This is a genomic window from Corynebacterium sp. LK26 (assembly GCF_014335085.1).
GTDB classification, from domain to species: Bacteria; Actinomycetota; Actinomycetes; order Mycobacteriales; family Mycobacteriaceae; genus Corynebacterium; species Corynebacterium jeikeium_D.
Window position 1 is genome coordinate 137,539 of the sequence record NZ_PDHB01000011.1, and the last position, 24,462, is coordinate 162,000.

At 58.1% G+C, this 24,462-nt stretch carries 20 protein-coding genes; 12 read left to right on the forward strand and 8 right to left on the reverse strand.

Annotated features, from left to right (window positions below; genetic code table 11):
• The first annotated feature begins 7 nt into the window (after window positions 1-7).
• Window positions 8-607 (forward strand): hypothetical protein, encoded by a 600-nt coding sequence (locus tag CRD13_RS07225; RefSeq protein ID WP_016421572.1) that lies wholly within the window; start codon window positions 8-10, stop codon window positions 605-607.
• Between the two features lie 140 nt (window positions 608-747).
• Here CRD13_RS07225 and CRD13_RS07230 read toward each other — a convergent pair whose 3' ends face one another.
• The 3 genes from CRD13_RS07230 to CRD13_RS07240 form a co-directional block, all read right to left on the reverse strand.
• Window positions 748-1,401, reverse strand: a complete 654-nt coding sequence (locus tag CRD13_RS07230) for a response regulator transcription factor (RefSeq protein WP_048734423.1) — start codon at window positions 1,399-1,401, stop codon at window positions 748-750.
• Window positions 1,402-1,534: 133 nt separating this feature from the next.
• A complete protein-coding gene (locus tag CRD13_RS07235) occupies window positions 1,535-2,641 on the reverse strand; it encodes a histidine kinase (protein ID WP_222865240.1) in 1,107 nt (368 codons plus the stop codon).
• Window positions 2,642-2,904: 263 nt separating this feature from the next.
• The gene (locus tag CRD13_RS07240; protein ID WP_070549977.1) at window positions 2,905-6,288 is read right to left on the reverse strand and encodes a heterodisulfide reductase-related iron-sulfur binding cluster; all 3,384 of its coding nucleotides are present in this window, start codon (window positions 6,286-6,288) and stop codon (window positions 2,905-2,907) included.
• Window positions 6,289-7,076: 788 nt separating this feature from the next.
• On the opposite strand from CRD13_RS07240, the gene CRD13_RS07245 reads away from it, so the two are divergent.
• Window positions 7,077-7,685: a YdcF family protein gene (locus tag CRD13_RS07245; RefSeq protein ID WP_049189446.1), complete on the forward strand. Its 609-nt coding sequence runs from the start codon at window positions 7,077-7,079 to the stop codon at window positions 7,683-7,685.
• A gap of 6 nt (window positions 7,686-7,691) precedes the next feature.
• Here the strand turns inward: CRD13_RS07245 and CRD13_RS07250 are convergent, their stop codons facing one another.
• Complete coding sequence (locus CRD13_RS07250) at window positions 7,692-8,468, reverse strand: enoyl-CoA hydratase (RefSeq protein ID WP_187401479.1); 777 nt, start codon at window positions 8,466-8,468, stop codon at window positions 7,692-7,694.
• A 246-nt stretch (window positions 8,469-8,714) separates the two neighbouring features.
• On the opposite strand from CRD13_RS07250, the gene CRD13_RS07255 reads away from it, so the two are divergent.
• Window positions 8,715-9,479 carry a cyclase family protein gene (locus tag CRD13_RS07255; protein WP_049171735.1) on the forward strand — a complete coding sequence of 255 codons (765 nt, stop codon included), beginning with the start codon at window positions 8,715-8,717 and terminating at the stop codon, window positions 9,477-9,479.
• A 277-nt stretch (window positions 9,480-9,756) separates the two neighbouring features.
• Here CRD13_RS07255 and CRD13_RS07260 read toward each other — a convergent pair whose 3' ends face one another.
• Window positions 9,757-10,488 (reverse strand): YcnI family protein, encoded by a 732-nt coding sequence (locus CRD13_RS07260; RefSeq protein WP_049171733.1) that lies wholly within the window; start codon window positions 10,486-10,488, stop codon window positions 9,757-9,759.
• 518 nt (window positions 10,489-11,006) lie between these two features.
• On the opposite strand from CRD13_RS07260, the gene dnaK reads away from it, so the two are divergent.
• From dnaK to CRD13_RS07280, 4 genes are read left to right on the forward strand one after another with little or no spacing between them, the layout of a single operon-like run.
• Window positions 11,007-12,848, forward strand: coding sequence for a molecular chaperone DnaK (gene dnaK / locus CRD13_RS07265; RefSeq protein ID WP_048734453.1), 1,842 nt, complete (start codon window positions 11,007-11,009; stop codon window positions 12,846-12,848).
• Window positions 12,849-12,850: 2 nt separating this feature from the next.
• On the forward strand, window positions 12,851-13,438 hold the full coding sequence (gene grpE / locus CRD13_RS07270; protein ID WP_016421563.1) for a nucleotide exchange factor GrpE: 588 nt from the start codon (window positions 12,851-12,853) through the stop codon (window positions 13,436-13,438).
• 60 nt (window positions 13,439-13,498) lie between these two features.
• Complete coding sequence (dnaJ, locus tag CRD13_RS07275; protein WP_005511752.1) at window positions 13,499-14,695, forward strand: molecular chaperone DnaJ; 1,197 nt, start codon at window positions 13,499-13,501, stop codon at window positions 14,693-14,695.
• Complete coding sequence (locus CRD13_RS07280; protein WP_016421562.1) at window positions 14,695-15,105, forward strand: heat shock protein transcriptional repressor HspR; 411 nt, start codon at window positions 14,695-14,697, stop codon at window positions 15,103-15,105. Before dnaJ ends, CRD13_RS07280 begins: the two co-directional genes overlap by 1 nt.
• Before the next feature lie 108 nt (window positions 15,106-15,213).
• On the opposite strand, the gene CRD13_RS07285 is transcribed toward CRD13_RS07280, so the two are convergent.
• Together CRD13_RS07285 and CRD13_RS07290 are read right to left on the reverse strand one after the other, a co-directional pair.
• Window positions 15,214-16,776, reverse strand: a complete 1,563-nt coding sequence (locus CRD13_RS07285) for an alpha/beta hydrolase (protein WP_049189444.1) — start codon at window positions 16,774-16,776, stop codon at window positions 15,214-15,216.
• Entirely contained in the window at window positions 16,764-17,081 is a 318-nt protein-coding gene (locus tag CRD13_RS07290; protein WP_049189443.1) for a hypothetical protein, read from the reverse strand. The genes CRD13_RS07285 and CRD13_RS07290 overlap by 13 nt, the downstream gene beginning before the upstream one ends.
• Window positions 17,082-17,224: 143 nt before the next feature.
• Between CRD13_RS07290 and CRD13_RS07295 the strand changes: the two genes are divergently transcribed.
• The 3 genes from CRD13_RS07295 (at window position 17,225) to CRD13_RS07305 (ending at window position 19,512) form a co-directional block, all read left to right on the forward strand.
• A complete protein-coding gene (locus tag CRD13_RS07295; protein WP_187401480.1) occupies window positions 17,225-18,067 on the forward strand; it encodes a nitrilase-related carbon-nitrogen hydrolase in 843 nt (280 codons plus the stop codon).
• A 105-nt stretch (window positions 18,068-18,172) separates the two neighbouring features.
• Entirely contained in the window at window positions 18,173-18,790 is a 618-nt protein-coding gene (locus CRD13_RS07300) for a trimeric intracellular cation channel family protein (protein WP_016421558.1), read from the forward strand.
• A gap of 83 nt (window positions 18,791-18,873) precedes the next feature.
• Window positions 18,874-19,512, forward strand: a complete 639-nt coding sequence (locus CRD13_RS07305) for a DedA family protein (RefSeq protein ID WP_049171723.1) — start codon at window positions 18,874-18,876, stop codon at window positions 19,510-19,512.
• Between the two features lie 131 nt (window positions 19,513-19,643).
• Here the strand turns inward: CRD13_RS07305 and CRD13_RS07310 are convergent, their stop codons facing one another.
• Complete coding sequence (locus CRD13_RS07310) at window positions 19,644-20,531, reverse strand: fructose bisphosphate aldolase (protein WP_038626781.1); 888 nt, start codon at window positions 20,529-20,531, stop codon at window positions 19,644-19,646.
• A 360-nt stretch (window positions 20,532-20,891) separates the two neighbouring features.
• Between CRD13_RS07310 and clpB the strand changes: the two genes are divergently transcribed.
• On the forward strand, window positions 20,892-23,471 hold the full coding sequence (gene clpB / locus CRD13_RS07315) for an ATP-dependent chaperone ClpB (protein WP_070546029.1): 2,580 nt from the start codon (window positions 20,892-20,894) through the stop codon (window positions 23,469-23,471).
• Between the two features lie 184 nt (window positions 23,472-23,655).
• A complete protein-coding gene (locus CRD13_RS07320) occupies window positions 23,656-24,303 on the forward strand; it encodes a GNAT family N-acetyltransferase (protein WP_048734476.1) in 648 nt (215 codons plus the stop codon).
• The last annotated feature ends 159 nt before the right edge of the window (window positions 24,304-24,462 follow it).

Here is a 24,462-nt window from a genome sequence, read left to right on the forward strand (position 1 = left end):
AGCAGTTATGAAAAAGCGTGTTGTCGCCATGTGCTTGACGACGGTCTTTGCGCTCGGACTCGGTGCTCCGACAGCGGTGGCCGCCCCGAATCCAGGAGCCGGTGAACCGTTCGCGCCGGAGGAGTGGGTACCAGTGCCCAAGCCGGCGGCAGTTGACCGCGGTCCGGCACCGGGAACCACTTGTGAAGCTCCGGGTTCGGTGGCTGAGTTCGTGGAAATCACCGGCTCTCGCTACGACGTTGAGGGCGTTGTTTCTACGAAGAATGACATCGGTGATGAGCCGATTCCGCTGACGCAGACCATCAAGGAGTCCAAGACCAAGAAGTGGTGGACCAATATCTCTGTCAGTGTGAAGGTCAGCAAGGAGCTCAACCGCAAGTACTCCTGGGAATACTCCCGAGAGATGGTTTGGAGCCTCGGGCAGAAGATCGGGCCATACGAAGTACGCAAGGGTGAAACTGGTCGTCTGAGCTGGGGATTCCTGGTTGACGAGTTCGCCGGACAGACTGTTCGCTGCAACGCCAACTCGAAGACGTGGGAGCCAATTGGGCGCACCTACTTCGGTGTGGCTCCGCGCGAGCGACATGTCGAGGTGACCATCCAGTAGTTACACAGTTCTCTCTCCACACTCAGCACGGGTAAAAGGGGCATATTCGCGAAAGTGAATATGCCCCTTTTTGCTATCCATCTCGGGCCTGCAAAGGCTCAATTCAGAGCCGCTAACCGGCCAAATCTCAGAGCCCCTGGTTATTCTGCGGCAGCGGATGCCGGCGGGTGGAAGCCTGCGTCTATTGCTTTCAGCGCCAGGTCCAGGCGAGAGGTAGCTCCAAACTTATTGAACATGCTGGAGAGGTGCTTCTTGATAGTGCCCGGCGACTTGCCGAGTTCCTTGGCGATGTCGTGGTTTGACTTACCGCGGCAGATCAGGCCGAGAACCTCTCGCTCGGCTTGAGTGATCCTGTATGAGGAAATGTTGCGGGACGGCAGGGTTTTAATCAGCCGAGTCGCAGAAATCGGTGAGATGACGGTGCCGCCCTGGAAAACATCTTCAACGGTGCCAATGACGGATTCCGGGCGGGCAGTTTTGAGAATGTAGCCATTTCCGCCGAGACTCAAGATTTTCAGCATTGTTTCATCGGTATCAAATGAGGTGATAGCGATGAATTTCGGTGGATTCTCCACCTTCTTAATGCGCTCAAGTAGCTCAACGCCGTCCATGTTAGGCATATGAATATCGGTCAAAACTACGTCAACGCCACCACGGGCAATAATGTTGAGAGCCTCGTGGCCATCGCTGGCTTCATCGACCACGGTGATATGCGGTGCCTTCTTGAAATAGGTTCGCAGCGTCGAGAGTACAAGTGGGTCGTCATCGACAATGAGAACCTTAATGTCAGACATCCGCGAACCTTTCATAGAAGTTATAAAAACCGAACAATATCTGTCATCGTGTGATATTACTACGCTAACCAGGACTTTTCGAGAGATATCTTCGTCACAGGCAGCTACTGCACCAATCTTACGCTAGCGTAACCTACTGGTTGGTAGGTGGCATGTGGAGTTTGCAATTCCACACATTTCCTTCTCGTTCTGACGTGATGGAACCGTCCCATGGTCGCACTCGCCGATGCAGTGAGGAAAGCCCCAAACCGCTCGAGAGCATCGCCCGCGGCAGAAAATGCGGTAGCGCCTTCGATATCTGATTGCTGATGTCGAGCGTGAAGCCATCTTCCTCGTTGCTCAGCGCCAGAATGTGAACGTTCGTTTGCGGTTCGCCGTACTTCTGAATGTTCGTGCAGAACTCCGACAGCGCCGGCGAGATAACCTCTGAAATCTGCGTCAAAGAGGGCTCGGTTTCAATCTTCGTGGCCAGCGAAACGTTAAACCCAGCTTCCTGCAGTTCATCCTTGGCCTGTTGAAGCACCCTGCTCATGCTGGGGACTCGCTCATCCTGGCCGATAGCGGAGGTCAAAGAACTCTCGTCGTCAGCTGATTTCAGCAATGAAAGCAACTGGCGAAGCTGTAGCAGGCCTTCTCGGGAGGTCTCTGCGATGTCCTCCAGGGATTCTTCAAGTTTTTCATCGGTCCCTTCTCGCTCGATGGCGAGCGCCTGCGCCAGCATGGTTACGCGAGTAAAGGACTTGGCAGTGGAGTCGTGCAGTACGGTCGCCAACTCAAGGCGTTGCTCTTCCAGAGCGCGGTTAGATTCAATCGTTGCCCGCCGGCGTTGTTCTTTGTAGCGACTGCGCATCATGCCGATGGCGTAGGCAATTACAAAAAGCAGTGTTGTCACAAAGGTCGCGACATGGTCACGTGCGAAAGTACTTGTGTTGACGTCGTAGTTTGAGATCACCAACAAGAGCAACGCAGTGATTCTCGCCGGCATCTTGTTGTTGTTAGCACGCATCACTTCCACGATGAGAAGCGCGCAGAAAATCTGCATTGGAGCCTGCTCTGTGGGAAGGAAAGTCAATGCCAAGAAATTCGCTGGGACAACCACCATGGCAAAAAGTGGCAGATAGGTCGCCACTGCAACAAGAATGACCTGAAGGCCACCGATAATGGTCGGCAACAACAGATCAGAGTTGCTCTCGCGGAAAATTAGCGCATCGAGAGCCGTGAGAACCAGCGCAATGACCATCTCCACTGACCCCGGAGTCCTCAGAAAGTCCCTTATCTGTGACAGCGATTTCTTAATCACTACGCCAAGACCTCTTTCCACACCACAACGCGGTCATCTCTAACGGGATGCAGTAATCAATATGCAGTAATCAATATATTGTCAGTGCGGTTGAGAGTGCCATTTGCATGATTAATGCCGTGGCGCAGGGATCGTCGTAAAGCACAAAAAATCCGCCCGGGAAGAATAACCTCTCGGGCGGATTCCTGCTTACTTAGCGAGCGCTACTTACGTCGCGCCGATCCTGGCAGCGGAACTCCGTGCTGGTTGCGCGGAAGGTTCTTAGCGCTTGCCGACGGCGCCTGCGTCTCCTCGGCTGGGGTCTCAGTGGCCTGCTCGGTGGAGGTGGCATCTTCCGCCGACTGCTGTTCGGTAACCTCTGGTTGCGCCGGAGCCTGCTCTGCCTCTGGCTGAGCAGGAGCCTCCTGAGCTTCGGTTTCCTCTGCTGCCGGGGCAGGGGTGCTAGCGACTGGCTTGGCCTTGCGTGCGCCACCTGGGATTGGAGCGCCCTTGCGTGCGCCGCCCGGAACCGGAGCACCGGATGCGGTCTTCGGCTGCTCAGCTGCTGGCTGGTCAGCTGCTGGCTGCTCGGACTCGGTGGCCGCTACTTCAGCAGCGGTGTCCTCGGCGGGAGCGGTTTCCTCGGCCTTCGGCTTGGCGGCCGGGGCTGCCTTCTTAGCACCACCTGGAACCGGGGCACCCTTGCGTGCGCCACCCGGAATCGGAGCGCCCTTGGTTGCCTTCGGAGCCTCAGCCGGAGCTTCGGTTTCTGCAGCTGCTGGCTCTGCCTGCGCGGCCGGCTTAGCGGCCTTGGCGCCGCCCGGAACTGGAGCGCCCTTCTTAGCGCCACCTGGAACCGGTGCGCCGGCCTTTGCTCCGCCTGGCTTCGGAGCGCCGCCCGGAGCTGGAGCACCCTTCTTGGCACCGCCTGGGGTCGGGGCGCCGCCCTTTGCACCACCTGGAACCGGGGCGCCGGCCTTGGCGCCGCCTGGCTTCGGAGCGCCACCCGGAGCAGGAGCACCCTTCTTGGCGCCACCCGGAGTTGGTGCGCCGGCCTTGGCACCGCCTGGCTTTGGAGCACCACCCGGAGTCGGAGCGCCCTTCTTGGCACCACCTGGGGTCGGTGCGCCGCCCTTGGCACCACCCGGCTTCGGAGCACCACCCGGAGTCGGAGCGCCACCCTTGGCGGCAGCGCCTGCAGCAGCACCAGCAGCTGCGGCACCAGCGCCGGCAGCGGAAGCCTTCTCTGCCTTCTTCTTCTCGGCAGCCTCAGCCTTCTTGCGCTTAGCTTCCTCTTCCTCGAGGCGCTGACGCTCTTCCTCTTCAGCCTTCTTCGGATCGACCCAGCCACGCTCCGGCTGCTCAATCCACTCCGGTTCGCGTGCCTGCGGCAGCTCGCCGTCGACCTTCACGGAGTCGCGGAGCATCTGGGCGATGTCCAGGACCTCCGGCTTCTTCTCGTCGTCCTCGATGACGTTGTTGACGCCATCGTTCATCATCGTCTTACAGAACGGGCAGCCGATGGCAATTGCCTCAGCGCCGGTTCCGACAGCCTCTTCGGTGCGGTTTACGTTGATGCGCTGACCGATGGTCTCTTCCATCCACATGCGAGCGCCACCAGCACCACAGCAGAAGCCGGTGTTCTTATTACGTGGCATTTCGACGAGGTTGGCGCCGGACGCGCCAATCAGCTCACGCGGAGCTTCGAATACCTTGTTGTGGCGGCCCAGGAAGCATGGGTCGTGGTAGGTGACCTGGCGGCCCTGACCCGAAGCAACCGGCTGCAGGCGGTTAGCACGAACCAGCTTGTTCAGCAGCTGGGTGTGGTGGACAACTTCGTACTGTCCGCCCAGCTCCGGGTACTCGTTCTTGAAGGTGTTGAAGCAGTGCGCACAGGTGACGACAATCTTGCGCTGCTTAGGCGGCACACCGTCGAAGACCTCGTCGAGCTGCTCGATGTTCTGCTCAGCCAACATCTGGAAGAGGAATTCGTTACCAGCACGGCGAGCGGAGTCGCCAGTACAACCCTCGGCCTGGGAGAGCACAGCGTACTTCACACCTGCGGTGTAAAGCATCTCTGCAACAGCCTTGGTGGTCTTCTTCGCATTGTCGTCGTAAGCACCGGCACAACCGACCCAGAACAGGTACTCGGTATCGTCGAAGCTCTCGACATCCTCGCCCCAAATCGGGACAACGACGCCTTCCTTGCGGACCTCATTGATCCAGTCGGCGCGAGTGGAAGCGTTCTGGCCCCACGGGTTGCCCTTGGTCTCAAGGTTCTTGAACAGGCCAGCCAGCTCGGTCGGGAAGTCCGACTCCACCAGGACCTGGTAGCGACGCATATCAACGATGTGGTCGATGTGCTCAATGTCAACCGGGCACTGCTCAACACAGGCACCACAGTTGGTGCAGGACCACAGAACGTCCTGGTCGATGATGCCCTCGTCGCCGTCGCCAACCAGCGGCTTGGTCAGGAGTGCTGCGCCAGCACCTTCGCCCTCGCGAGCGGTTTCGATGGTCTCGCCAGCCAACAGGTACGGGGCAGAAGCGTAAGCGTGGTCACGCAGCTGGTTAACCAGCAGCTTCGGGGACAGCGGCTTGGAAGTGTTCCATGCCGGGCACTGCTCCTGGCAGCGACCACACTCGGTGCAGGAGGTGAAGTCCAGCAGAGCCTTCCAGGAGTGGTCGGTGACTACGCCGGTGCCCATGGAGTCAACCTCCGGGTCAGCCTCTTCCAGGTTCAGGATTTCGCCGTTAGAGGTCATCGGCTTAGCCCCAGCGAGGGCGTTGTAGCCGTCAGCGTTGCGCTTGAGCAGGATGTTGGCGAACGCCAGGAAGCGGTGCCATGCGACACCCCAAGTTAGGTTGCGGCCAACAACGAAGAGCCAGACCATACCGGACAGCAGCTTAATCAGCGCGAAGATGGACACCATGACTTCGGAGGCCGGCAGAATCTGTGCGATACCACCGGTGACGAAGTTCGCCCAGGTCCAGACCTCGGCGCCAGTGTGACCGTGGTCGCCGTAGGTAGCCAGCTTGGCAGCCTTGACGAACATCATGCCCAGGCCCTCGATGAGGACGACGGCCTCAACGAAGTAGGCAGCCTTGGCGTTGGATCCGTAGAAGCGGCTCAGACGCTCCTTGCCCAGGTTGGTCTGGCGGACGAGAATCAGTGCCAGGATGCCCAGGGTGGTGCCCAGGCCGAGCAGTTCGTCGATGAAGTGCCAGGCGGTCAGATTCCTGAGGATTGGCCAACCACCGGCTGGCCAGAAGGTCTGAATGTACGCCTCGAACCACACTAGGGAACCGAGGAGGAAGCCCACCATGACGAACCAGTGAGCCACAGCAACGCCGGGCTTCTTGGCCATCTTGGTGTGACCGACGATCTCTCGGATCATGGTCCAAATACGGGTTCCCCATTCACCGGTGTGACCGTACGTCTTTTGGCCCACCATGATGGTCTTCACCATATGGGTGAATCCCTTAATAAAGATGAACCAGCAGGGCAGGGACAACAGGACGCCAATAACGCCGACTGCGACGGTGAATCCGGTAGATTCCGGAATCGCCGTGTCAGCCGTCGCCGCGGCGAGGTTGAGCACGCTCATAATGTTCCTTCTAGGCTGGCTCAGCCAGGGTGATGGCTGAGTGAAAATAGTTCTCTTGTGAGTTCTATCACGAGCCGCGGACGCTTACCTAACTAATGTGCAAAATAGTGCTGAATTCATCGATACACGGTGTAACCAGCGGTTATTTGACGAATTACGCAAAAAAATCGTTGTTTTATTCGAGAGGGGTTCGAGGGGGTTGACGCCTTCGCTTGACGACGGCGCGCGGCACTTTCGTCGTCACGCATTTGTAGGCGGAAGTGGCGGCGGAGTTGCGTGTATGTAGTTGTCGAGTGTTGTCGATTCGATGTTTTGCGGACGCATTGTGGGGGTAGTGCTGGAGTGCAGGGGTGGGGCTGTGTTGCGAGGTGGAGAAGATGTTCGGTGGCGTGTTGATTTTTGAAGATTGACTGAAGCGGACATCTATTCACATGCGTTACATCCTTAACTTAAATAACAATAGTGACTTCTGTACCTGTGTTTTGGTGGATAATTTGCTATTGGATCCCGGGATTTGCTGGCAGTTAACGAAAAAGTCATTAAATGTAACTCACTTTTATGAATCCCAAGTGGATTTAAAAGCCTCTACGTCCGCAATTTACCTGGTAGGCGGCGTGCTATTTTGGTGGCGAAGAGAGTGCCTGGCCACCCCCGCGTAATTCTTATGTAGGCGCCATTTTGTGTAGCGCCTAGTATTAGCGGCGTGATACTGCGGATTTATCCGCCTGATTCTAAATGGCATGTGGGGTATGGATTTTTCCGTGCCACTTTTCTTGAGAGGGACTTTAATGGCGCGATCTTTCCGTGCAATCGCTATGGCTGGAGCTGGCCTTATTCTTACTGCGAGTGCGGTCTTTGGCTCGGGCGCAGTGGCAAACGCCAATCCGGTCAGTGCAGTCGCAGTCAAGGCGTTCAATAGCTCGCTTGCGACTCCAGTGGTGGTTTCCCCGGTCGGACGTGCAGCTGCGGAGACTGCGTTACTTGATCCTCAGGTGCCGATTATTGTGCTCGGGGCCCGTCTCAATCCCGACTGCAGTGCTCCTGCTGTGTTGACGTCCCGATTGGAAACTGCACGTTCGCTGGCGCTGCGTCATCCGCTTAACCCGGTCGTCGTCACGGGTGGTCGTACTCGGCCGGGCTGCCAGACTGAGGCTGAGTACATGCGTGATGCGCTTGCATCTATGGGAGTGTGGAAGCGACGAATCACGATGGAAACAAACTCAGACTCCACCGTTGAAAACGCGGCAGGCACTGCATACCTTGCAGGATCGGGAGCCCGTGGCGTTCGTGCTGCTGTCATTGTGACTTCTCCAACGCACACACCGCGTGCACGAGACACCTATGCTGCCGCCGACAACTCGGCTCTGTGGCTGGCAGTCCCGTCGACTGTGAACTAGCAGTTTCTAGGAATTGGTGAAGTTTGCCTCGCGCTTTTCAGTGAAAGCGGCCATGCCTTCCTTCTGGTCATTGGAGGAGAACAGGGAGTGGAAGGTGCGACGCTCAAAGAGCAGTCCCTGCGACAGCGTCATTTCGTAGGCCTGGTTGATCTGTTCCTTAATCTGGGTAGTGGCAACCAGAGACTTCGACGCAATGGTGTCGGCGACTTTCAGGGCCTCGTCGAGAAGCGCGTCCGGCTCGACGACGCGGGCGACCAGACCTGCGCACTCAGCTTCCTCGGCACCCATCATGCGGCCGGTGAGGCACATCTCCATTGCCTTAGCCTTGCCGATTGCGCGGGTGAGACGCTGCGAGCCGCCCATGCCCGGAGAGATGCCGAGGTTGACCTCAGGCTGACCGAACTTGGCCTTAGCGCCAGCGATGATGAGGTCCGCCATCATAGCGACCTCGCAGCCACCGCCCAGGGCGTAGCCGTTGACGGCGGCGATAACTGGAGTGCGGACGGAAGTCAGAACATCCCAACGTGCGAACCAGTCAGAGACATACATCTCGGTGCCGGACTTGTCCGCCATCTCCTTAATGTCCGCACCTGCGGCAAACGCCTTCTCGGAGCCGGTGATGATAATCGCGCCGATTCCCGAGTCGTTGTCGAAAGCGGTGGCTGCTGCGCCGATCTCTTCCATGGTCTTGTGGTTCAGGGCGTTCAGTGCCTTCGGGCGGTTCAGGGTGATAATGCCGACGCGACCTCGGGTTTCGGTAAGGATGTTTTCGTAGGTGGTCATTAGATACTCCTTTGGGATGGCTTGAGTTTGGTGAAAGTTGTGTATGTAGCCCGCAATTCCAAAATCTGAAGAACGTGGCTGCGGCTTGAAAAGTCTTTCCTGTATGCGAGGGTACCTGCGGTAGCGGGTGTCGTCAGGCTGTTTGAGCTGATAGGTGCAGGGTGGGGCGAGTTGGTGTCTTTTAGTGCTCGATGTGCCGGTGGCCATATTGGCTAACTAGACAGCTTTGTCTATATACTTCGCTTTATGTCGAACAAGAACACCGCAAACACGCACGAACTATGGGACATTGCTCGCAAGCTTCGGGAAAACCACACCTATGTTGACTTGACTCACGCGTTTCACGCCGGTCAGCCGAAATTCCCTGCGCTTCCCGACGAACAGCGAACACGGCTTTTCACCGTTGCTGAGCATGGATTTGAAATCGACCAGTATCAGTTTGTTGGCCAGTGGGGTACGCATGTGGATCCGCCTGTGCATTTCGTCCAAGAGACGAGAACTCTTGACAATATTGGCGTCGAGCAGATGATCCTGCCTTTGGTCGTCCTAGATTTCACTGCTGAAGTCGCTCGGGATAATGATTTCTCCCCTTCGATTGCTGATGTCGAGGCGTGGGAGGAACGCAATGGTTTGATTCCGGGCGGTGCATTTGTCGCATTTCGCAGTGACTGGTCAAAGCGGTGGCCTGACGCTGAGGCAATGGCCAATGCGGATGAAGAGGGCGTGACTCACTACCCAGGATGGAACGTTGAGGTTGTCGAATGGTTGATAGACAACCGTGGCGTTGTGGCGATTGGGCACGAGACCACTGATACGGACCCCGGCATCGTGGCTCATGGTGGCAGCTTGCCGACGGAACTCTATCTATTAGGGCGTGACCGATGGCAGATTGAACTTCTGGCTGGGCTCGACCAGGTGCCGGAAACGGGGGCTCTCGTGGTTGCCTCCTGGCCGAAGCCAAAGGATGGGACGGGGTTCCCAGCTCGAGTTTTTGCTGTTTTGCCAGTGTAATCCTCCCACTGCCTTCGAACGGTTTTCGAATACGCCATAAAGCTTCGCCTAACTCAATCCGAGCCTAGATGCGTGATTCAGCCGTCATTGTTTGAGAGCTTTGCATTGTCCGTTCACTGCGTCGACCGAAACGACGAGCCGACAGCACGGATTATCCTCCGGCGTGCATTGTCAAGATCGGCCGGCTCTATGTGCTCGCATGGGGTGAGCTCTGTGAAGGCATGGGCGGCAGTGCCGCGGTGAAGGCGGATTCCCGAGTGGCAATCCGCCTGTGGTCTTAACCTCGCTTACGCAGTGAAACTACCAATGCGGCAATACCGGTCAGCGCGCCCACGAGGCCGAGCCCCAGGCCCCAGCCGCCAAGCGTGCTGCTCGAATCCTCGCTGGTAGCAGCTGCGGAATGCTCCACGTCGTCTGAGCGGCTATCGCCGTGGTTTGTCTCGCTGGTGCCATGGTTGTGGCTGTGGTCGTGGCCGTGGCTATGTTCATTGTCTTCCGACTTCTCAATCAGCTCCACAGTTGGAACCGGGTAGTCACTATCGTGGTCCTTTTCAGCCCAGTTCATCGAACCCTTTTCACAGGTTTGCAGCGTCGGCACCTCAACTGTCGACGGCTTTGCGTCATCAGCCACCTTCACGCTGAGCGTCAGAGAATCCTTCAGGTCCGACGGCAGTGGAGTCTTTGCGGTGTAGATGACCTTCTGCACCTTTTCATTCTTGCCAGAGCCGGTCGACTCCTTGGTGACATCCCAGTTCGCGTTCACGTTCGGCGTAACCTTTTCGAACTCCTCCGGGATGGTGAACTCGACCTTCGTCGTCGGCGAACCGTCGCAGCCATGGCCGACCCCGAAAGCCAGATCCGCGTAGCCGCCAATCGGGGCAGACGACGGGGTTGCATGCACATGTGCGGATGCAATGGCAGGGAAGGCGAGGGTTAGTGCGGCGCTTGCCGACGCTACTGCGAGCCCACGGAAAAAGGGGAAATGGTGTCGCTGTGCATTCTGAGGCACGAAAAACTCCTAAATAAGTGGGATGAATTCTTGGCTCAATCGCCCCGTAAATGGGGAGAATTTAGACATGTATTAGTGGAGCCGCCAGAGCTGATTCGGTGTCAGGCCATGGGGTAACAAGGGCATGGCCTGTTGATGAGCCGGTGGCTGCAAAACACGTCAGGGGATTAGTCGGTTCGCTGTGCAGGAAAGTTCCCAGGGCTAGTGCTAGGAAATTCTTTGTCCCCCTGGAGTCCAGAGGCAGGATTCTGTATAGAAAATTGCGCTGTCGGCTACCGTGAGTGGCTTTAGAGCATAGTCTTGTAAAAATCTTTTATCGCGGTGACCTGCGGTGATGACGGTTTTTTTAGAAAAGTTGAGTCGGGTTGGAATAACTTTGTCCCATAGTCCGTTGCATAGCATGACAAACATTGAGTCGGACACACTCAAGTTTGCTTGACAGATTTTCTACGGCAATGCAGACTTGAGCGCGTAAGACTTAAGGGCAATTCTTTTACTCTTCTAGAAAGGTGTTCATCATGGGACGCGCTGTTGGTATTGACTTGGGTACGACGAACTCCTGTGTCTCCGTCCTCGAGGGCGGCGAGGCTCAGGTGATTGCGAACGCTGAGGGTTCGCGCACCACTCCGTCGGTGGTTGCATTTGCAAAGAATGGTGAGGTCCTGGTTGGCCAGTCCGCTAAGAACCAGGCTGTCACTAACGTTGATCGCACTATTCGTTCGGTCAAGCGCCACATGGGTACTGACTGGAGCATCGAGATTGATGACAAGAAGTACACTCCGCAGGAGATTTCCGCTCGTACGCTGATGAAGCTGAAGCGCGACGCTGAGTCTTACCTGGGTGACGACGTCACTGATGCGGTTATTACCGTTCCGGCTTACTTCAACGACGCTGAGCGTCAGGCAACCAAGGAAGCGGGTCAGATTGCTGGCCTGAACGTCCTGCGCATTGTCAATGAGCCGACTGCTGCTGCACTTGCTTACGGTCTGGAGAAGTCCGACAAGGAGCAGACCATTCTGGTCTTCGACCTCGGTGGCGGTACCTTCGACGTCTCCCTGCTGGAGATCGGCGACGGTGTTGTTGAGGTTCGCGCAACTGCTGGTGACAACAAGCTCGGTGGCGATGACTGGGATCAGCGCATCGTTGACTGGTTGGTTGAGAAGTTCCAGTCCAGCAACGGCATTGACCTGACCAAGGACAAGATGGCTCTGCAGCGTCTGCGTGAGGCTGCTGAGAAGGCCAAGATTGAGCTGTCCTCCTCGCAGCAGGCATCTATCAACCTGCCGTACATCACCGTTGATGCTGACAAGAACCCGCTGTTCCTGGACGAGACCCTGTCCCGTACTGAGTTCCAGCGCATCACCTCTGATTTGCTTGACCGCACTCGTAAGCCGTTCCAGCAGGTCATTGCTGACGCTGATGTTTCGGTTTCCGACATTGACCACGTCGTGCTGGTCGGTGGTTCCACCCGTATGCCGGCAGTCTCCGAGCTGGTCAAGGAACTGACCGGTGGTCGTGAGCCGAACAAGGGCGTTAACCCGGACGAGGTTGTCGCAGTTGGTGCTGCTCTGCAGGCCGGCGTTCTGCGCGGTGAGGTCAAGGACGTGCTGCTGCTCGACGTCACCCCGCTGTCGCTGGGTATTGAGACCAAGGGCGGTGTCATGACCAAGCTGATCGAACGCAACACCACTATCCCGACCAAGCGTTCGGAGACCTTCACCACTGCTGAAGACAACCAGCCGAGCGTTCAGATTCAGGTCTTCCAGGGCGAGCGTGAGATGGCTGCAGCTAACAAGCTGCTGGGCTCTTTCGAGCTGGGCGGTATCGCTCCGGCACCGCGTGGTGTCCCGCAGATTGAGGTCACCTTCGACATCGACGCCAACGGCATTGTCCACGTCACCGCTAAGGACAAGGGCACTGGTAAGGAAAACACGATCACCATCCAGGACGGCTCCGGCCTCTCCAAGGAGGAGATCGACCAGATGATCAAGGACGCTGAGAAGCACGCTGACGAGGACAAGAAGCGCCGCGAGGAGCAGGAAGTCCGCAACTCGGCTGAGTCCATGGCTTACCAGACCCGCAAGTTCGCATCGGAGAACGAGGACAAGGTTTCCCAGGACATCCGCGACCGCGTTGAAGAGGCTGCCAAGGAAGTCGACGAGGCTCTGAAGGGCTCCGACATCGAGGCCATCAAGTCCGCCGTCGAGAAGCTGTCCACCGAGAGCCAGGAGATGGGTAAGGCTATCTACGAGGCTCAGGCAGCTGAGGGTGCAACCGCAGCCGAGGGTGCTGAGGCCGCTGACGCTGACGACAACGTCGTTGACGCTGAGGTCGTCGACGAGGACGAGAAGGACAAGTAAGAATGACTGACCAGGATCAGGGAAACCAGCCCACCCCGGAGGAGCCGGCCAACCTGGCCGATCAGGTCAACGAGGTCTTCGAGCAGGCCAAGCTTGACGACGACGTGGAGCCGGCGACCGAAGGTGCCGCCGGCGACACCGCCGCGGAGGAAGCTGCAGACCCAGTTGCAGCCATCCAGCGTGAGTTGGATGAGCGCACGGAGGACCTGCAGCGCCTGTCGGCGGAGTTCGCAAACTACCGTCGTCGAGTTGACCGAGACCGTGAAGCCGAGCGCGTACAGGCGAAGGCAAAGCTGGCTGGAGAACTGCTGGTTTTGGCTGATGACCTCGACCGGGCTGAAGAGCACGGCGACTTGGCAGACGGCACGCCGCTGAAGGCTTTCGCGGATAAATTCCGTGGCGTGCTGACCGCACAGGGTGTTGAGGAATTTGGTGCCGCAGGAGAGGAGTTCAACCCGGACATCCACGAGGCTGTCCAGGATCTCTCTGAAGGGGATGACAAGGTTCTAGCCAATGTGCTGCGCAAGGGCTACCGAATTAATGACCGTGTCATTCGTACGGCGATGGTAATCATCGGCGATCCGCAGTAGCGGAGACACAAGTGACGCAGATTTCTTTGAATTAGTTTTTCTGAAAGGAGGAGATGCACCATGACTCAACGGGAATGGGCAGATAAGGACTATTACGCTGACTTGGGCGTCTCTAAGTCTGCGTCACTCGACGAGATTAAAAAGGCCTACCGCAAGTTAGCCCGGGAGAACCACCCGGACAAGAACCCGGGTAACAAGGCCGCTGAAGATAAGTTCAAGCGAATCTCCGAGGCATACTCGGTGGTCGGTGACGAGGACAAGCGCCGCGAATACGATGAGCTGCGTGCAGCTCTCGCAGGTGGTTTCCGATTCCCCGGTGCCGCAGGTGCCGGCGGAGCCGGTGCTGCCGGTGCACGTGGATTCGACTTCGACGTGTCGGATCTCTTCGGCGGAGGTGCCGGATTCGGTGGCAATGCTGGTGGTGCAGGTGGCCTAGGTGATTTCCTGGGCGGCTTCGTAAACCGCAATGGTGGCGCTGGTGCTGCCGGGCGGCAGAAGGCCCGCCGTGGTGCGGATGTGGAGACAGAGATTACGCTCGATTTCCGCGAGGCTGCCCAAGGTGTCACCATCCCGCTGCAGCTCACCAACCCGTCGCCATGCACGAACTGCAATGGTTCGGGTGCAGCGCCGGGAACCTCACCGGTGACGTGTACCACCTGTCATGGTTCGGGATATGTCAAGGAGCAAAAGGGGGCCTTCGGCTTCTCCAGTCCGTGTGCGGACTGTGGTGGCCAGGGCACTCGTATCGAGAACCCTTGCTCGCAGTGTAACGGCACCGGTGTGACCACCCGCCGTCGTACCATCACCGTTCGCGTCCCCGCAGGTGTGGTGGACGGCCAGAAGGTCCGTCTTGCGGGCCAAGGTGAAGCGGGACTGCGGGGACGTCCGGCCGGTGACCTCTTTGTCACCGTTCATGTTCGCCCGGATGAAGTCTTCACCCGCAGCGGCAACGACCTTGAGGTCACGGTGCCCGTGAGCTTCGGCGAGCTCGCACTCGGCGGCACCATTACCGTGCCGACGTTGGGTGACAAGATTCGCGTGCGTGTCCCGGCTGGCACAGCCGATGGCCGAACACTGCGTGTGCGCGGTCGAGGAATCCCGAAGCGCAATGGCACTCCGGGTGACCTGCTGGTAACCGTGCGTGTGAAGGTGCCGACCAATTTGGACGACAATGCCACTTCGGCATTGCGCTCCTACGTCGAAGCGGAACGTGCCAGCGGGTTCAATCCTCGTGAGGGTTGGGCAGGTGCGAAATAATGTCCGACAACACTGAGGTCTATGTCATATCCGTAGCCGCGAATCTCGCGGGCATGCATGCGCAGACGCTGCGCAATTATGACCGACTCGGGTTGGTAACTCCGCAGCGAACCTCCGGCGGAGGTCGGCGCTACACCAAACGCGATGTGGCGCTGCTGCGTGAGATTCAGCGTCTGAGTCAGGAAGACGGCGTCAACCTGGCCGGTATTAAGGCCATCATCGACCTGACTGAGCGGGTGGATTCGCTTGAGCAGGAAAATGCAGAACTGCGAGAGCAGCTCTATCAAGCAAAGGCACAGGCTCGTCGTTCGCGAGGCGAACTGGTTCACGTCCCACGCTCTACGGCAGTGGTGATGTGGGAGCCGCGCACACGACGCCGGCACAAAGACAACCGCGGTGGGGAAAGGTAATCCCACACGGCTGAGTGAACGGACTAACCAGCGTCGCCTGGTTAGTCCGTTTTCTTTTGGCTTGTTAATTTGGGCCGTGGATTCGCAACCGCTGATCTGAGAGACCGGTCAGCTGTCAGTTAGCCACCGGTTGGCCTCGCGGGTGAAAACTTCGTCGTCAAAGTAGTGTTCGATGTGTGGGTTGCCCTGGATGTGCCGATACTTTTGAGGAATATCCTGCACGGGAGTGACCATGAATTCGGCCAAGTCTCGCATGGACAGGCCACGCTCACTCAGGTTGAGTGCGTACGCGCCGAAATCCTTATCCGCTGGGTTTTTCCCATGAATCCCCAGTTCGGCAGGAATACGAATGGGGTCCATCGGGGACGTCGCCACTGCCACACGGTGGCTATTTTCATCTTCGGGTCGGACTGTGCCGTCCGGCTTGAGTAGTTTCATGTCGTTTGCGCGCTCCAGTCCGGGGCCAACACCTGGCGGAGCTATGAGCAGCACCCTATCCGCGTAGAGGCCACTACCAAGGGAAGCCTGCGAGACCACCGTCGCCCCATAGCTATAGCCGGCAACAACGTGCCGCTGAGTAGAAGACGTGCCGTGGCTAGTAATGCCACCGGCAATCGCAGTGTCACCACTATCGACACCACCGGAACGTTCAATCAAACCAGCTTGCAAATGCTGCAGCCGCTCAGCGGCAAAATTGTGATACTCGGTGCGTATGGCCTCACGGAGGTCGGGCGGCGCGTCATAGGAAAACAACACCACCGCCACATCCTCCGGATCTTCACCGGCGGCGTGGAAGGTCGCGGCTACGCGCTCGAACTGCCTGCTAGCATCCTCCGCGCTAGAGCTGGTGCCGGGGACGAGAGTAATCACAGTCGATGCTCGCTCAACGTCACCGAACGCAATCGCAGAATGTCCAGGCGAGGACTCCAATAGTTGTCCAGGAGGCAGCCCCAAAGCCCGGGCGCGAGCGGACATGGCAGCGTCTATCTCCGATAGCGGTCTACTCGAATACGCCCCAGTCAATCCGCTCCCAACTTCCAAGTCCCAACCACCGTCAAGCCCTCTGTCAGCAGGGTTGCCAGTACCACTGCCAGCCTGTGATGGCTGCAATCTACCCGAGCCGCTAACTTCGCTTGCCACCAGTGGTGAAAGAGCTGAGATTGCGCCCGCCGCCTTCTCATCGAGTCGGTTGAGTTCAGCCAAAGCCGACTGAATCCGAAGCTGCGAGGTTGCACGCCATTCGGCCATGGTGAAAGGCCCGGCAGGAATTTTGGGATGAACGAGGCTGCGCGCAATCGCAGACAGCATGCCCTCCGGCGGAGTCACCGCACCAGAAACCAGGTTCACCTGAAACCCCAGGTTGGTTGCCTGGTTTACCGCGGCGGTAAGTTCGCGGATGACGTCGTTAAGCATGGCGGCGGTGTCGCTGCAGCAGGCGGCGAGACGTTCGAGCGCGACGCTGCTTCGGCGCAGACGCGTGGAGCTGTGGGTGACAGAAACCTCGGCGGCGCTGCGGTTGTCGCCGGCGAAGTCATCCTCTGAAAGCGCGTTGAGTGCGGCCTGGGAACTGTCGGCGGAATCGGCGAGGGCGCGCGCCCCGGAACGCAGTGCCCGGGCAAGCGTCTCCAGCGAATCCACACGCCACAGCAGCGCTTCGCCTACCGTGACCATGACAGCTTTTCCAAGGCGGCGGACTGGTCATGCTCGTGCGCGAGAGCGCTGACAGCGAGGGCATCGGCAGCCTGCGCAATAACGTCGATGTTTGTGCACGCGGCAAGCAATGATTCCGACCACTTCCCACAAGTAGTGGAGACCGCGGGGACAATCCGTGAACCGGGCAGGGCAGAGGTGAGCCCGGCGCTTCCTGGGGCAGCTGCGACGATGGTGGAAAGAGCATCAATACGAGTGGAAATCTGCTGGTAGGAACGACTTAAGGCGGATAGTTGAGCTGGGTTGACTGTGATGTGTTCGGCCATGTTTTTGATTCTGCTGGGTGGAGTAAGGCAGCGGAAGACCATCTTCAGCGAACTGTGGATAACTCTGAGCGGAAGCAACGCAGGAAGCCGCGCTGTGGATAACTTCAGGGCGGTCAATCCGGGGTAGTCGGTAACATTTAGGCATGCGTATTGCACTGGCTCAGTTGGAATTGTCAGCGTCGGTTGAAGAGAATCTGAACGCGGTGAAGGTGACTATCGCGCGGGCAGCACAGGACAACGCCGATTTGGTGGTTTTCCCCGAAGCCACGATGAAGGCGTTCAATTCCGGTCGCCTGGATGTCGTGGCGGAGTCCAGCAGCGATAGGTTCGTAGCGGAGGTCTCGCAGGCCGCTCACGATGCCGGAATCAGCGTGGTGGTCGGCATGTTCCGGCCGGCAGATGAAGTGGAGCGCGACGGTAAGACGATGCACCGCGTCTTCAATTCGCTGCTTCTGGCTTGGCGTGATGAGGACGGCCCCGGTGTCGAGTTCTACGACAAACTCCACCTCTTCGACGCTTTTGGGTTTCGCGAATCGGATACTGTCGCGCCGGGCAACGCGCACGTGGTCTGTGATGTCCCGCTTGCCGACGGATCGTCGGTCGCCCTCGGTCTTGCGACATGCTTTGACATCAGGTTCCCGGAGCAATTCATTCAACTGGCCAACCTGGGCGCAGAGGTCATCGCGCTGCCTGCATCGTGGAATGATGGCCCGGGCAAGGTAAGGCAGTGGCAGACGCTGGTGTCGGCACGCGCACTGGATAGCACTTGTGTGATTGCGGCAGTCGATGCGGCCCGGCCTGGTGGGGCGAAGGCCGCGGGGAAGGATGAGGGGCCGACCGGCGCGGGGCATTCCATGTTGGTCAATGCGGACGGCGGAGTTATTGCCTCGGCGGGCTACGGCCCGCAGTTGCTTGTGGCCGATGTGGATATAGCGGAGGTGGAGCGGATTCGTCGCTCGATTCCGGTGCTGGAAATTCGCGATTAGGGCTAGCCGGGAAGCAATGAAGCGGGCCGAGTCGAGGGGGCGAAGATTGCGGGATATTAGCCTATAGTTCTACCGATTCGGGCGAAGTCCTTTATATTTCTTATCATGCTGCTCCACATCCTCTGGGTCATCGGAATTACGGCCGAAGGCGTCACCGGCGCACTAGCGGCCGGTCGAATGCGCATGGATCTCTTTGGAGTTTCAACAATTGCGTGCATGACTGCTATCGGCGGCGGTACCCTGCGCGATGTCATTCTCGGTCACTATCCGTTGGTGTGGGTTGCAAGCCCACAATATTTGCTGGTTATTGTCGGTGCAGCACTGATCACGGTGCTGTTGGCCGACTTCCTGATGAAGCACTTCCGGGTCGTGTTCTTGGTCGCTGACGCAATCGGTTTGTCGGCGTTTTCCATCATTGGTGCCCGCGTGGCCATGGAAATGGGGCACGGCGTCATCATCGCTATTGTCGGCGCCGTTCTTACCGGTGCGTTTGGAGGTGTGCTCCGCGACCTGATGTGTGACCGCGTCCCGCTGGTGTTTCAAAAGGAGCTCTATGCCTCCATCGCAGTCGTCGCGGCGACGCTTTACTACGTGCTCGACATGGTTGGCCTGCACGAGAACATCAACATCATCTGTGCGGTGCTGTCCGCACTGTTCATTCGACTAGCGGCGCTTTGGCGTGGCTGGTCGCTGCCGGTATTTGACTATCAGGGGCGCGATTAAAACACAGTACCCAGAAAAACTCTCAGCAAAATACTCTAATTAGCTCAGCAGAATCGATAGTTGTTGCTGAAAAGATTGCCGTTATGGATTTTTCTGGATTCCTCTCCGGTATCGGAGACCCCGAAGCTCTACTCCAGGGGTTTGGCCCTTGGGTGCTTGCGGGGCTTGGACTCATCATCTTCATTGAGTCCGGTGTGCTCTTTCCTTTTCTGCCCGGTGACTCGCTGTTGGTCACTGCTGCCGTCTTAAGGTCAGAGCTAGATGTCCACACTTGGCAGGTGCTGGTTATCGGTATTATTGCCGCGGTGCTGGGCGATCAAGTCGGTTACTTCTTAAGCCACTCCTTCGGCCGCAAACTGTTCAGCGACAATGCAAAGGTGCTGCGAACTAATCGTCTGGAAGCGGCCGAGAAGTTCTTTGCCAAGTACGGACCTCTGTCGTTGGTGCTGGGGCGATTTGTTCCCATTGTGCGCACCTACGTTCCGCTGGCTGCGGGCACTGCGAATATGCCCTACGGAAAGTTCATCGGCTGGAATGTCGCCGGTGCGATTGGCTGGGTCGCCAGTATGGTCGCTGTTGGTGTGCTGCTGGGCAACATTCCGGGAATCACCAGTTCCATCGACAAGATCATGTTACTGGTGATTGCAATTTCCGTGCTACCGGTTGTCATTGGTGGTGTGAATGCGCGTCGTAAAGCAGCTGTTGCGAAGCGCTCGGTGTAGGACGGTGCTGTCGTAAGGGCAGAGGCGCCGACAGAAAAACTCCCGCACCAGGTTTTCTTGGTGCGGGAGTTTTTAGTTGCGCTAGCGGCTACCTAGAGGCGCGCACAAGCGCAGATGCACAGCGCGGACGATTAGGAAATCGAAGCCTCGTAGATGCCCTTGACGGACTCAGCCATAGTTGCGTTGAACTCTTCGTCGGACTGCTGAGCGGACAGGCCCTCAGACAGTGCACGGGAGAAGGAAGCAATCATGCCGTGGTTGCGGGACAGGCGCTCGTTGGCGTCCTCGCGCTCGTAGCCACCGGACAGGGCGACAACGCGCATGACCTTCGGGTGCTCAATCAGCGGCTTGTACAGGTCATCCTTGGTCGGGATGGAAACCTTGATCATGACCTTCTGGTCATCAGCCAGGTCATCCAGGCCAGCGAGCAGTTCGCGCAGGACGATGTCCTCAGCCTCTGCCTTGTCAGCAGCGTTGATGTCGACCTCCGGCTCCAGGATCGGAACCAGACCGTGGGACAGAACCTGCTTGCCGAACTCGAACTGCTGGGCAATGTTGGCCTTGATGCCCTCTTCGTTTGCCTCGGCAATGAAGGAACGCATCTTGGTACCGAAGATGCCCTTAGCGACAGCGCGCTCCAGCAGCTCATCCAGGCCCGGGCACGGCTTCATAAGCTGAACGCCGTTTTCCTTGTCAGCCAGGCCCTTGTCAGTCTTCAGGAACGGGACGATGCCCTTCTTTTCCCACAGGTACTGAGCGGTCGGGATTCCCTCAATGTCGCGATCCATGGTCTGCTCGAAGAGAATCGCGCCAATAATCTGCTCAGAGTTGAAGGACGGGGAAGTGATGATGCGGGTACGCATCTCGTGAACCAGGTCGAACATTTCATCTTCGTTCGAGTACTGATCCTCGTTGATGCCGTACAGGCGCAGAGCCTTCGGGGTAGATCCACCGGACTGGTCGAGAGCGGCGATGAAGCCCTTGCCCTCAGTCATCTGACGTGCCTGCTCGATGTTCATTCGAGTCCTTTCGTGAGAATGAAGGAATGTCACCTACTAGGGTAACCAAAACAGTATGAGTGCGCTGTCCACCCATCACTCACATGGGGGAAGTTGAATCCGGCGGGAGTGTGCTGGTGAGGACGTCGGGCGGTGTGTCGGAGTGTGTTCGCACGTGGTTTCTGGAGCTTTCCAACGTTTTCTAGTGCTTTCCGGCGCGCTACTACGCTTAACGACGCTGCCGAGCTCAATCCTTTTTGCTATAGGTGTGGTGTGAATCACGGTCGGGAAATTGAAAAATTTGAAGTTGAGTGGAACAGACTCAAGGCTGAGTGCGTTATGGGTAGTGAATGACAAAGTTGAGTCAAAGGGGCGCAAGTTATGAGTTTTACACCAACAACTAAGACTGGAGAAGTTCTCCAGGAAGCTATGAAGGCCGCGACCAGCGCGGGTAACCCGGATATCCGGCCTGGGCACATTCTGGTAGCACTGCTGGAGCAAAAGGAGGGTATTGCGGCTCCACTGCTTGAAGCAGCGGGCGTTAATCCTTCCGGGGTTTTGACCCGCGCTAAGGAGTTGGTCGCGGGGTACCCGTCGGCAAGCGGGGCGAATATGGCGAACCCACAGTTTAATAGGGACGCCGTTAATGCTCTGAACGCCGCCGAGGAGCTGGCGGGGGAGCTGGGAGACGAGTACGTTTCCACGGAAATTCTGCTTATCGGTGTAGCAACTGGCCAGTCGGAGGCGGCAACTGTGCTGCAGTCGGCGGGTGCTACTGCCGAGGCGTTAAAGGGTGCGCTGACTAGTGTGCGTGGATCGAGGAAGGTAACAACGGAGAATCCAGAAGAGCAGTACCAGGCTCTGGAAAAGTATGCGACGGACTTAACCGCGCGGGCACGTGAGGGCAAGATTGACCCAGTTATTGGCCGCGATGCGGAGATTCGTCGCGTGGTACAGGTCTTGAGTCGTCGTACCAAGAACAATCCGGTGCTCATTGGTGAGCCGGGCGTTGGTAAGACGGCCATTGTAGAGGGGCTGGCACGACGCATTGTTGCAGGTGATGTGCCGGAATCTCTGAAGGGCAAGACGCTGATGAGCCTGGATCTGGGCTCTATGGTCGCCGGTGCGAAGTACCGCGGTGAGTTCGAGGAGCGCCTGAAGGCGGTTCTGGACGAGATTAAGGAGTCCGACGGTCAGATTATTACCTTCATCGATGAGATTCACACCATCGTTGGCGCTGGCGCCACGGGTGATGGCTCGATGGATGCGGGCAATATGATTAAGCCGATGCTGGCTCGTGGTGAGCTGCGGCTGGTCGGTGCGACGACCCTGGATGAGTACCGCAAGTACATCGAGAAGGATGCTGCGCTGGAGCGTCGTTTCCAGCAGGTCTTTGTCGGTGAGCCGAGCGTTGAGGACGCCATTGGTATTCTGCGTGGCCTGAAGGAGCGCTACGAGGTCCACCACGGTGTTCGTATCCAAGACTCCGCGCTAGTGGCTGCAGCAACGCTGTCGGATCGCTACATCACATCCCGCTTCCTGCCGGATAAGGCTATCGACCTGGTTGATGAGGCCGCATCGCGTCTGCGTATGGAGATTGACTCCTCGCCGGAGGAAATCGACTCCGCGGAACGCATCGTGCGCCGCCTCGAAATCGAGGAAATGGCCCTGGAGAAGGAAACTGACATCGCGTCGAAGGAGCGTCTGGACAAGCTCCGTGAGGAACTTGCAGATGAGCGCGAGAAGCTCAACGCTCTGAAGACTCGCTGGCAGAACGAGAAGTCCTCGATTGATGATGTCCGCTCCGTCCGCGAAGAGCTCGATGCCCTGCGCACTGAGTCCGAAAAGGCTGAGCGCGAAGGTGACTACGGGCGCGTCGCAGAGCTGCGTTACGGACGCATCCCTGAGTTGGAGAAGAAGCTGGAGGCCGCCGAGGAATCGGTCGCTGACGCAGAGGAAAACTCCATGCTCAAGGAGGAGGTCACGCCTCAGGAAGTCGCTGAGGTTGTCTCCGCCTGGACGGGTATCCCGGCTGGCAAGATGATGCAGGGTGAGACCGAGAAGCTGCTCGAAATGGAGCTCAACCTCGGCCGTCGCGTTGTTGGTCAGAATGCCGCTGTGGAGGCTGTCTCCGATGCCGTCCGCCGTTCGCGTGCGGGTGTTGCCGATCCGAACCGTCCGACTGGTTCCTTCCTGTTCCTCGGTCCAACTGGCGTTGGTAAGACAGAGCTGGCCAAGGCGCTGGCGGAGTTCCTCTTCGACGATGAGCGTGCGATGGTGCGCATCGATATGTCCGAGTACGGCGAGAAGCACTCTGTCGCTCGTCTGATTGGTGCTCCTCCTGGATACGTCGGCTACGACGCTGGCGGTCAGCTCACCGAGGCTGTTCGTCGCCGTCCGTACACCGTCGTGCTTTTCGACGAGGTCGAGAAGGCTCACCCGGACGTGTTCGATGTGCTCCTGCAGGTGCTCGATGAGGGTCGCCTGACCGATGGTCAGGGCCGAACCGTGGACTTCCGAAACACGATTCTGATTCTGACCTCCAACCTCGGTGCTGGTGGTACGCATGAGCAGATCATGGATGCGGTCAAGATGGCCTTCAAGCCGGAGTTCATCAACCGTCTCGACGATGTAGTGATCTTCGATCCGCTGACCTCCGAGCAGCTGCGCGGCATTGTGGACATTCAGGTTCGCAACCTGGCAGAACGCCTGGAGGCACGTCGTCTGGTGCTGGATGTCTCCGATGAGGCACTGGATTGGCTGTCGGAGCGCGGCTACGACCCGGCCTACGGCGCCCGTCCGTTGCGTCGTCTGGTGCAGAAGGCAATCGGCGATGAGCTGGCACGTCGACTGCTCGCTGGTGATGTTCGCGATGGTGACCGCGTAGAGGTCACGGTTGCTGACGATGGCGAGTCGCTGAAGGTTGTCGGCTATGACGAGGATGGCGTAGCCCGAATCTAGGGCGCCTGATACTCAGGGCGATAACTGCTGAGCAGGCTGTCTGTTTGTTGGGGCGGTTTGAGAGAGTTTTCTCCTGAACCGCCCTTTTTGTGCTTTTATTGTCCAGATTTATGTGTCTTGTGACCGACCGTGTGGGCTTGTTGCATTCCGGTCAGTCTGGAGTGCGCCGGTATAGTGCGCAAATATGACTAACTTTCAGTGGCGACCAGCGACAGACTCCGACCTCCCCTTCATTGCCTGGATGGACGAACTAACGGAAACATTCGGAGATGAAAGTCAGCCACTGCCGGAAGATTATGTAGTCACGAGGCGTCAGTACGTCGACCAGTGGGACGCGAGTCAGGGCGGGGTTATCCTTTTCGCCACTTCGCTTGACGACGCTGACCTCGAGTCGCTCAGTAGCGACATGACCCGCACTGACCCATTTGAACCGAGGGTTTCTCGCGAGGCTACCTACAGTGCGGCCGCCATTAAGACGGAATGGTTGGAGCGCGGGGATTCGTCGTCAAGCGAAGAGCACGAGAGCTATGAAGTGCCGGTGGGGGCAGCCTGGCTGCGTACGTTTACGCAGGACGATCCGGGGTACGGGTTTGTGGAAAATCGGATTCCTGAGGTAGCGATTGCGCTGCGTCCGGGTGTTGTTGGGCGCAGGCTGTCGCAGCCGATGATTGCAGGACTCCTTGAGTATGCGCGTGAGCTGGGGTACCCGGGGGTTAGTCTGGCTGTCCATGATGCCAACCCGCGGGCGGCGAAAGCCTATGTGAAGGCGGGATTTGAGCTAGTGGGGCGCTCGAGCTTCCCGGACCATGATGTGATGGTGGTGCGGTTTTAGGTTTTCGGCGTGCAGTTTTTGGTGGGGGCTGCGCGGGTGGTGAGGGACTGCGCGAGTTGGTGGGGTTTTCAGGGCGGATGGTGGGGGGGGACTGCGCGGGTGGTGGGGTGTTTAGGTCAGGAGCGTGGCAGCGTTTCGGAAAAAGGTTCGAAAAAGTTG

What these genes read in the sequence shown, in the direction of transcription:
- CRD13_RS07225 (WP_016421572.1), top strand. Translation starts at nt 8, where the DNA reads ATGAAAAAGCGTGTTGTCGCCATGTGCTTGACGACGGTCTTTGCGCTC.
- CRD13_RS07230 (WP_048734423.1), bottom strand. Translation starts at nt 1,401, where the DNA reads ATGTCTGACATTAAGGTTCTCATTGTCGATGACGACCCACTTGTACTC.
- CRD13_RS07235 (WP_222865240.1), bottom strand. Translation starts at nt 2,641, where the DNA reads ATGGTCATTGCGCTGGTTCTCACGGCTCTCGATGCGCTAATTTTCCGC.
- CRD13_RS07240 (WP_070549977.1), bottom strand. Translation starts at nt 6,288, where the DNA reads ATGAGCGTGCTCAACCTCGCCGCGGCGACGGCTGACACGGCGATTCCG.
- CRD13_RS07245 (WP_049189446.1), top strand. Translation starts at nt 7,077, where the DNA reads ATGGCGCGATCTTTCCGTGCAATCGCTATGGCTGGAGCTGGCCTTATT.
- CRD13_RS07250 (WP_187401479.1), bottom strand. Translation starts at nt 8,468, where the DNA reads ATGACCACCTACGAAAACATCCTTACCGAAACCCGAGGTCGCGTCGGC.
- CRD13_RS07255 (WP_049171735.1), top strand. Translation starts at nt 8,715, where the DNA reads ATGTCGAACAAGAACACCGCAAACACGCACGAACTATGGGACATTGCT.
- dnaK (WP_048734453.1), top strand. Translation starts at nt 11,007, where the DNA reads ATGGGACGCGCTGTTGGTATTGACTTGGGTACGACGAACTCCTGTGTC.
- grpE (WP_016421563.1), top strand. Translation starts at nt 12,851, where the DNA reads ATGACTGACCAGGATCAGGGAAACCAGCCCACCCCGGAGGAGCCGGCC.
- dnaJ (WP_005511752.1), top strand. Translation starts at nt 13,499, where the DNA reads ATGACTCAACGGGAATGGGCAGATAAGGACTATTACGCTGACTTGGGC.
- CRD13_RS07280 (WP_016421562.1), top strand. Translation starts at nt 14,695, where the DNA reads ATGTCCGACAACACTGAGGTCTATGTCATATCCGTAGCCGCGAATCTC.
- CRD13_RS07285 (WP_049189444.1), bottom strand. Translation starts at nt 16,776, where the DNA reads ATGGTCACGGTAGGCGAAGCGCTGCTGTGGCGTGTGGATTCGCTGGAG.
- CRD13_RS07290 (WP_049189443.1), bottom strand. Translation starts at nt 17,081, where the DNA reads ATGGCCGAACACATCACAGTCAACCCAGCTCAACTATCCGCCTTAAGT.
- CRD13_RS07295 (WP_187401480.1), top strand. Translation starts at nt 17,225, where the DNA reads ATGCGTATTGCACTGGCTCAGTTGGAATTGTCAGCGTCGGTTGAAGAG.
- CRD13_RS07300 (WP_016421558.1), top strand. Translation starts at nt 18,173, where the DNA reads ATGCTGCTCCACATCCTCTGGGTCATCGGAATTACGGCCGAAGGCGTC.
- CRD13_RS07305 (WP_049171723.1), top strand. Translation starts at nt 18,874, where the DNA reads ATGGATTTTTCTGGATTCCTCTCCGGTATCGGAGACCCCGAAGCTCTA.
- CRD13_RS07310 (WP_038626781.1), bottom strand. Translation starts at nt 20,531, where the DNA reads ATGAACATCGAGCAGGCACGTCAGATGACTGAGGGCAAGGGCTTCATC.
- clpB (WP_070546029.1), top strand. Translation starts at nt 20,892, where the DNA reads ATGAGTTTTACACCAACAACTAAGACTGGAGAAGTTCTCCAGGAAGCT.
- CRD13_RS07320 (WP_048734476.1), top strand. Translation starts at nt 23,656, where the DNA reads ATGACTAACTTTCAGTGGCGACCAGCGACAGACTCCGACCTCCCCTTC.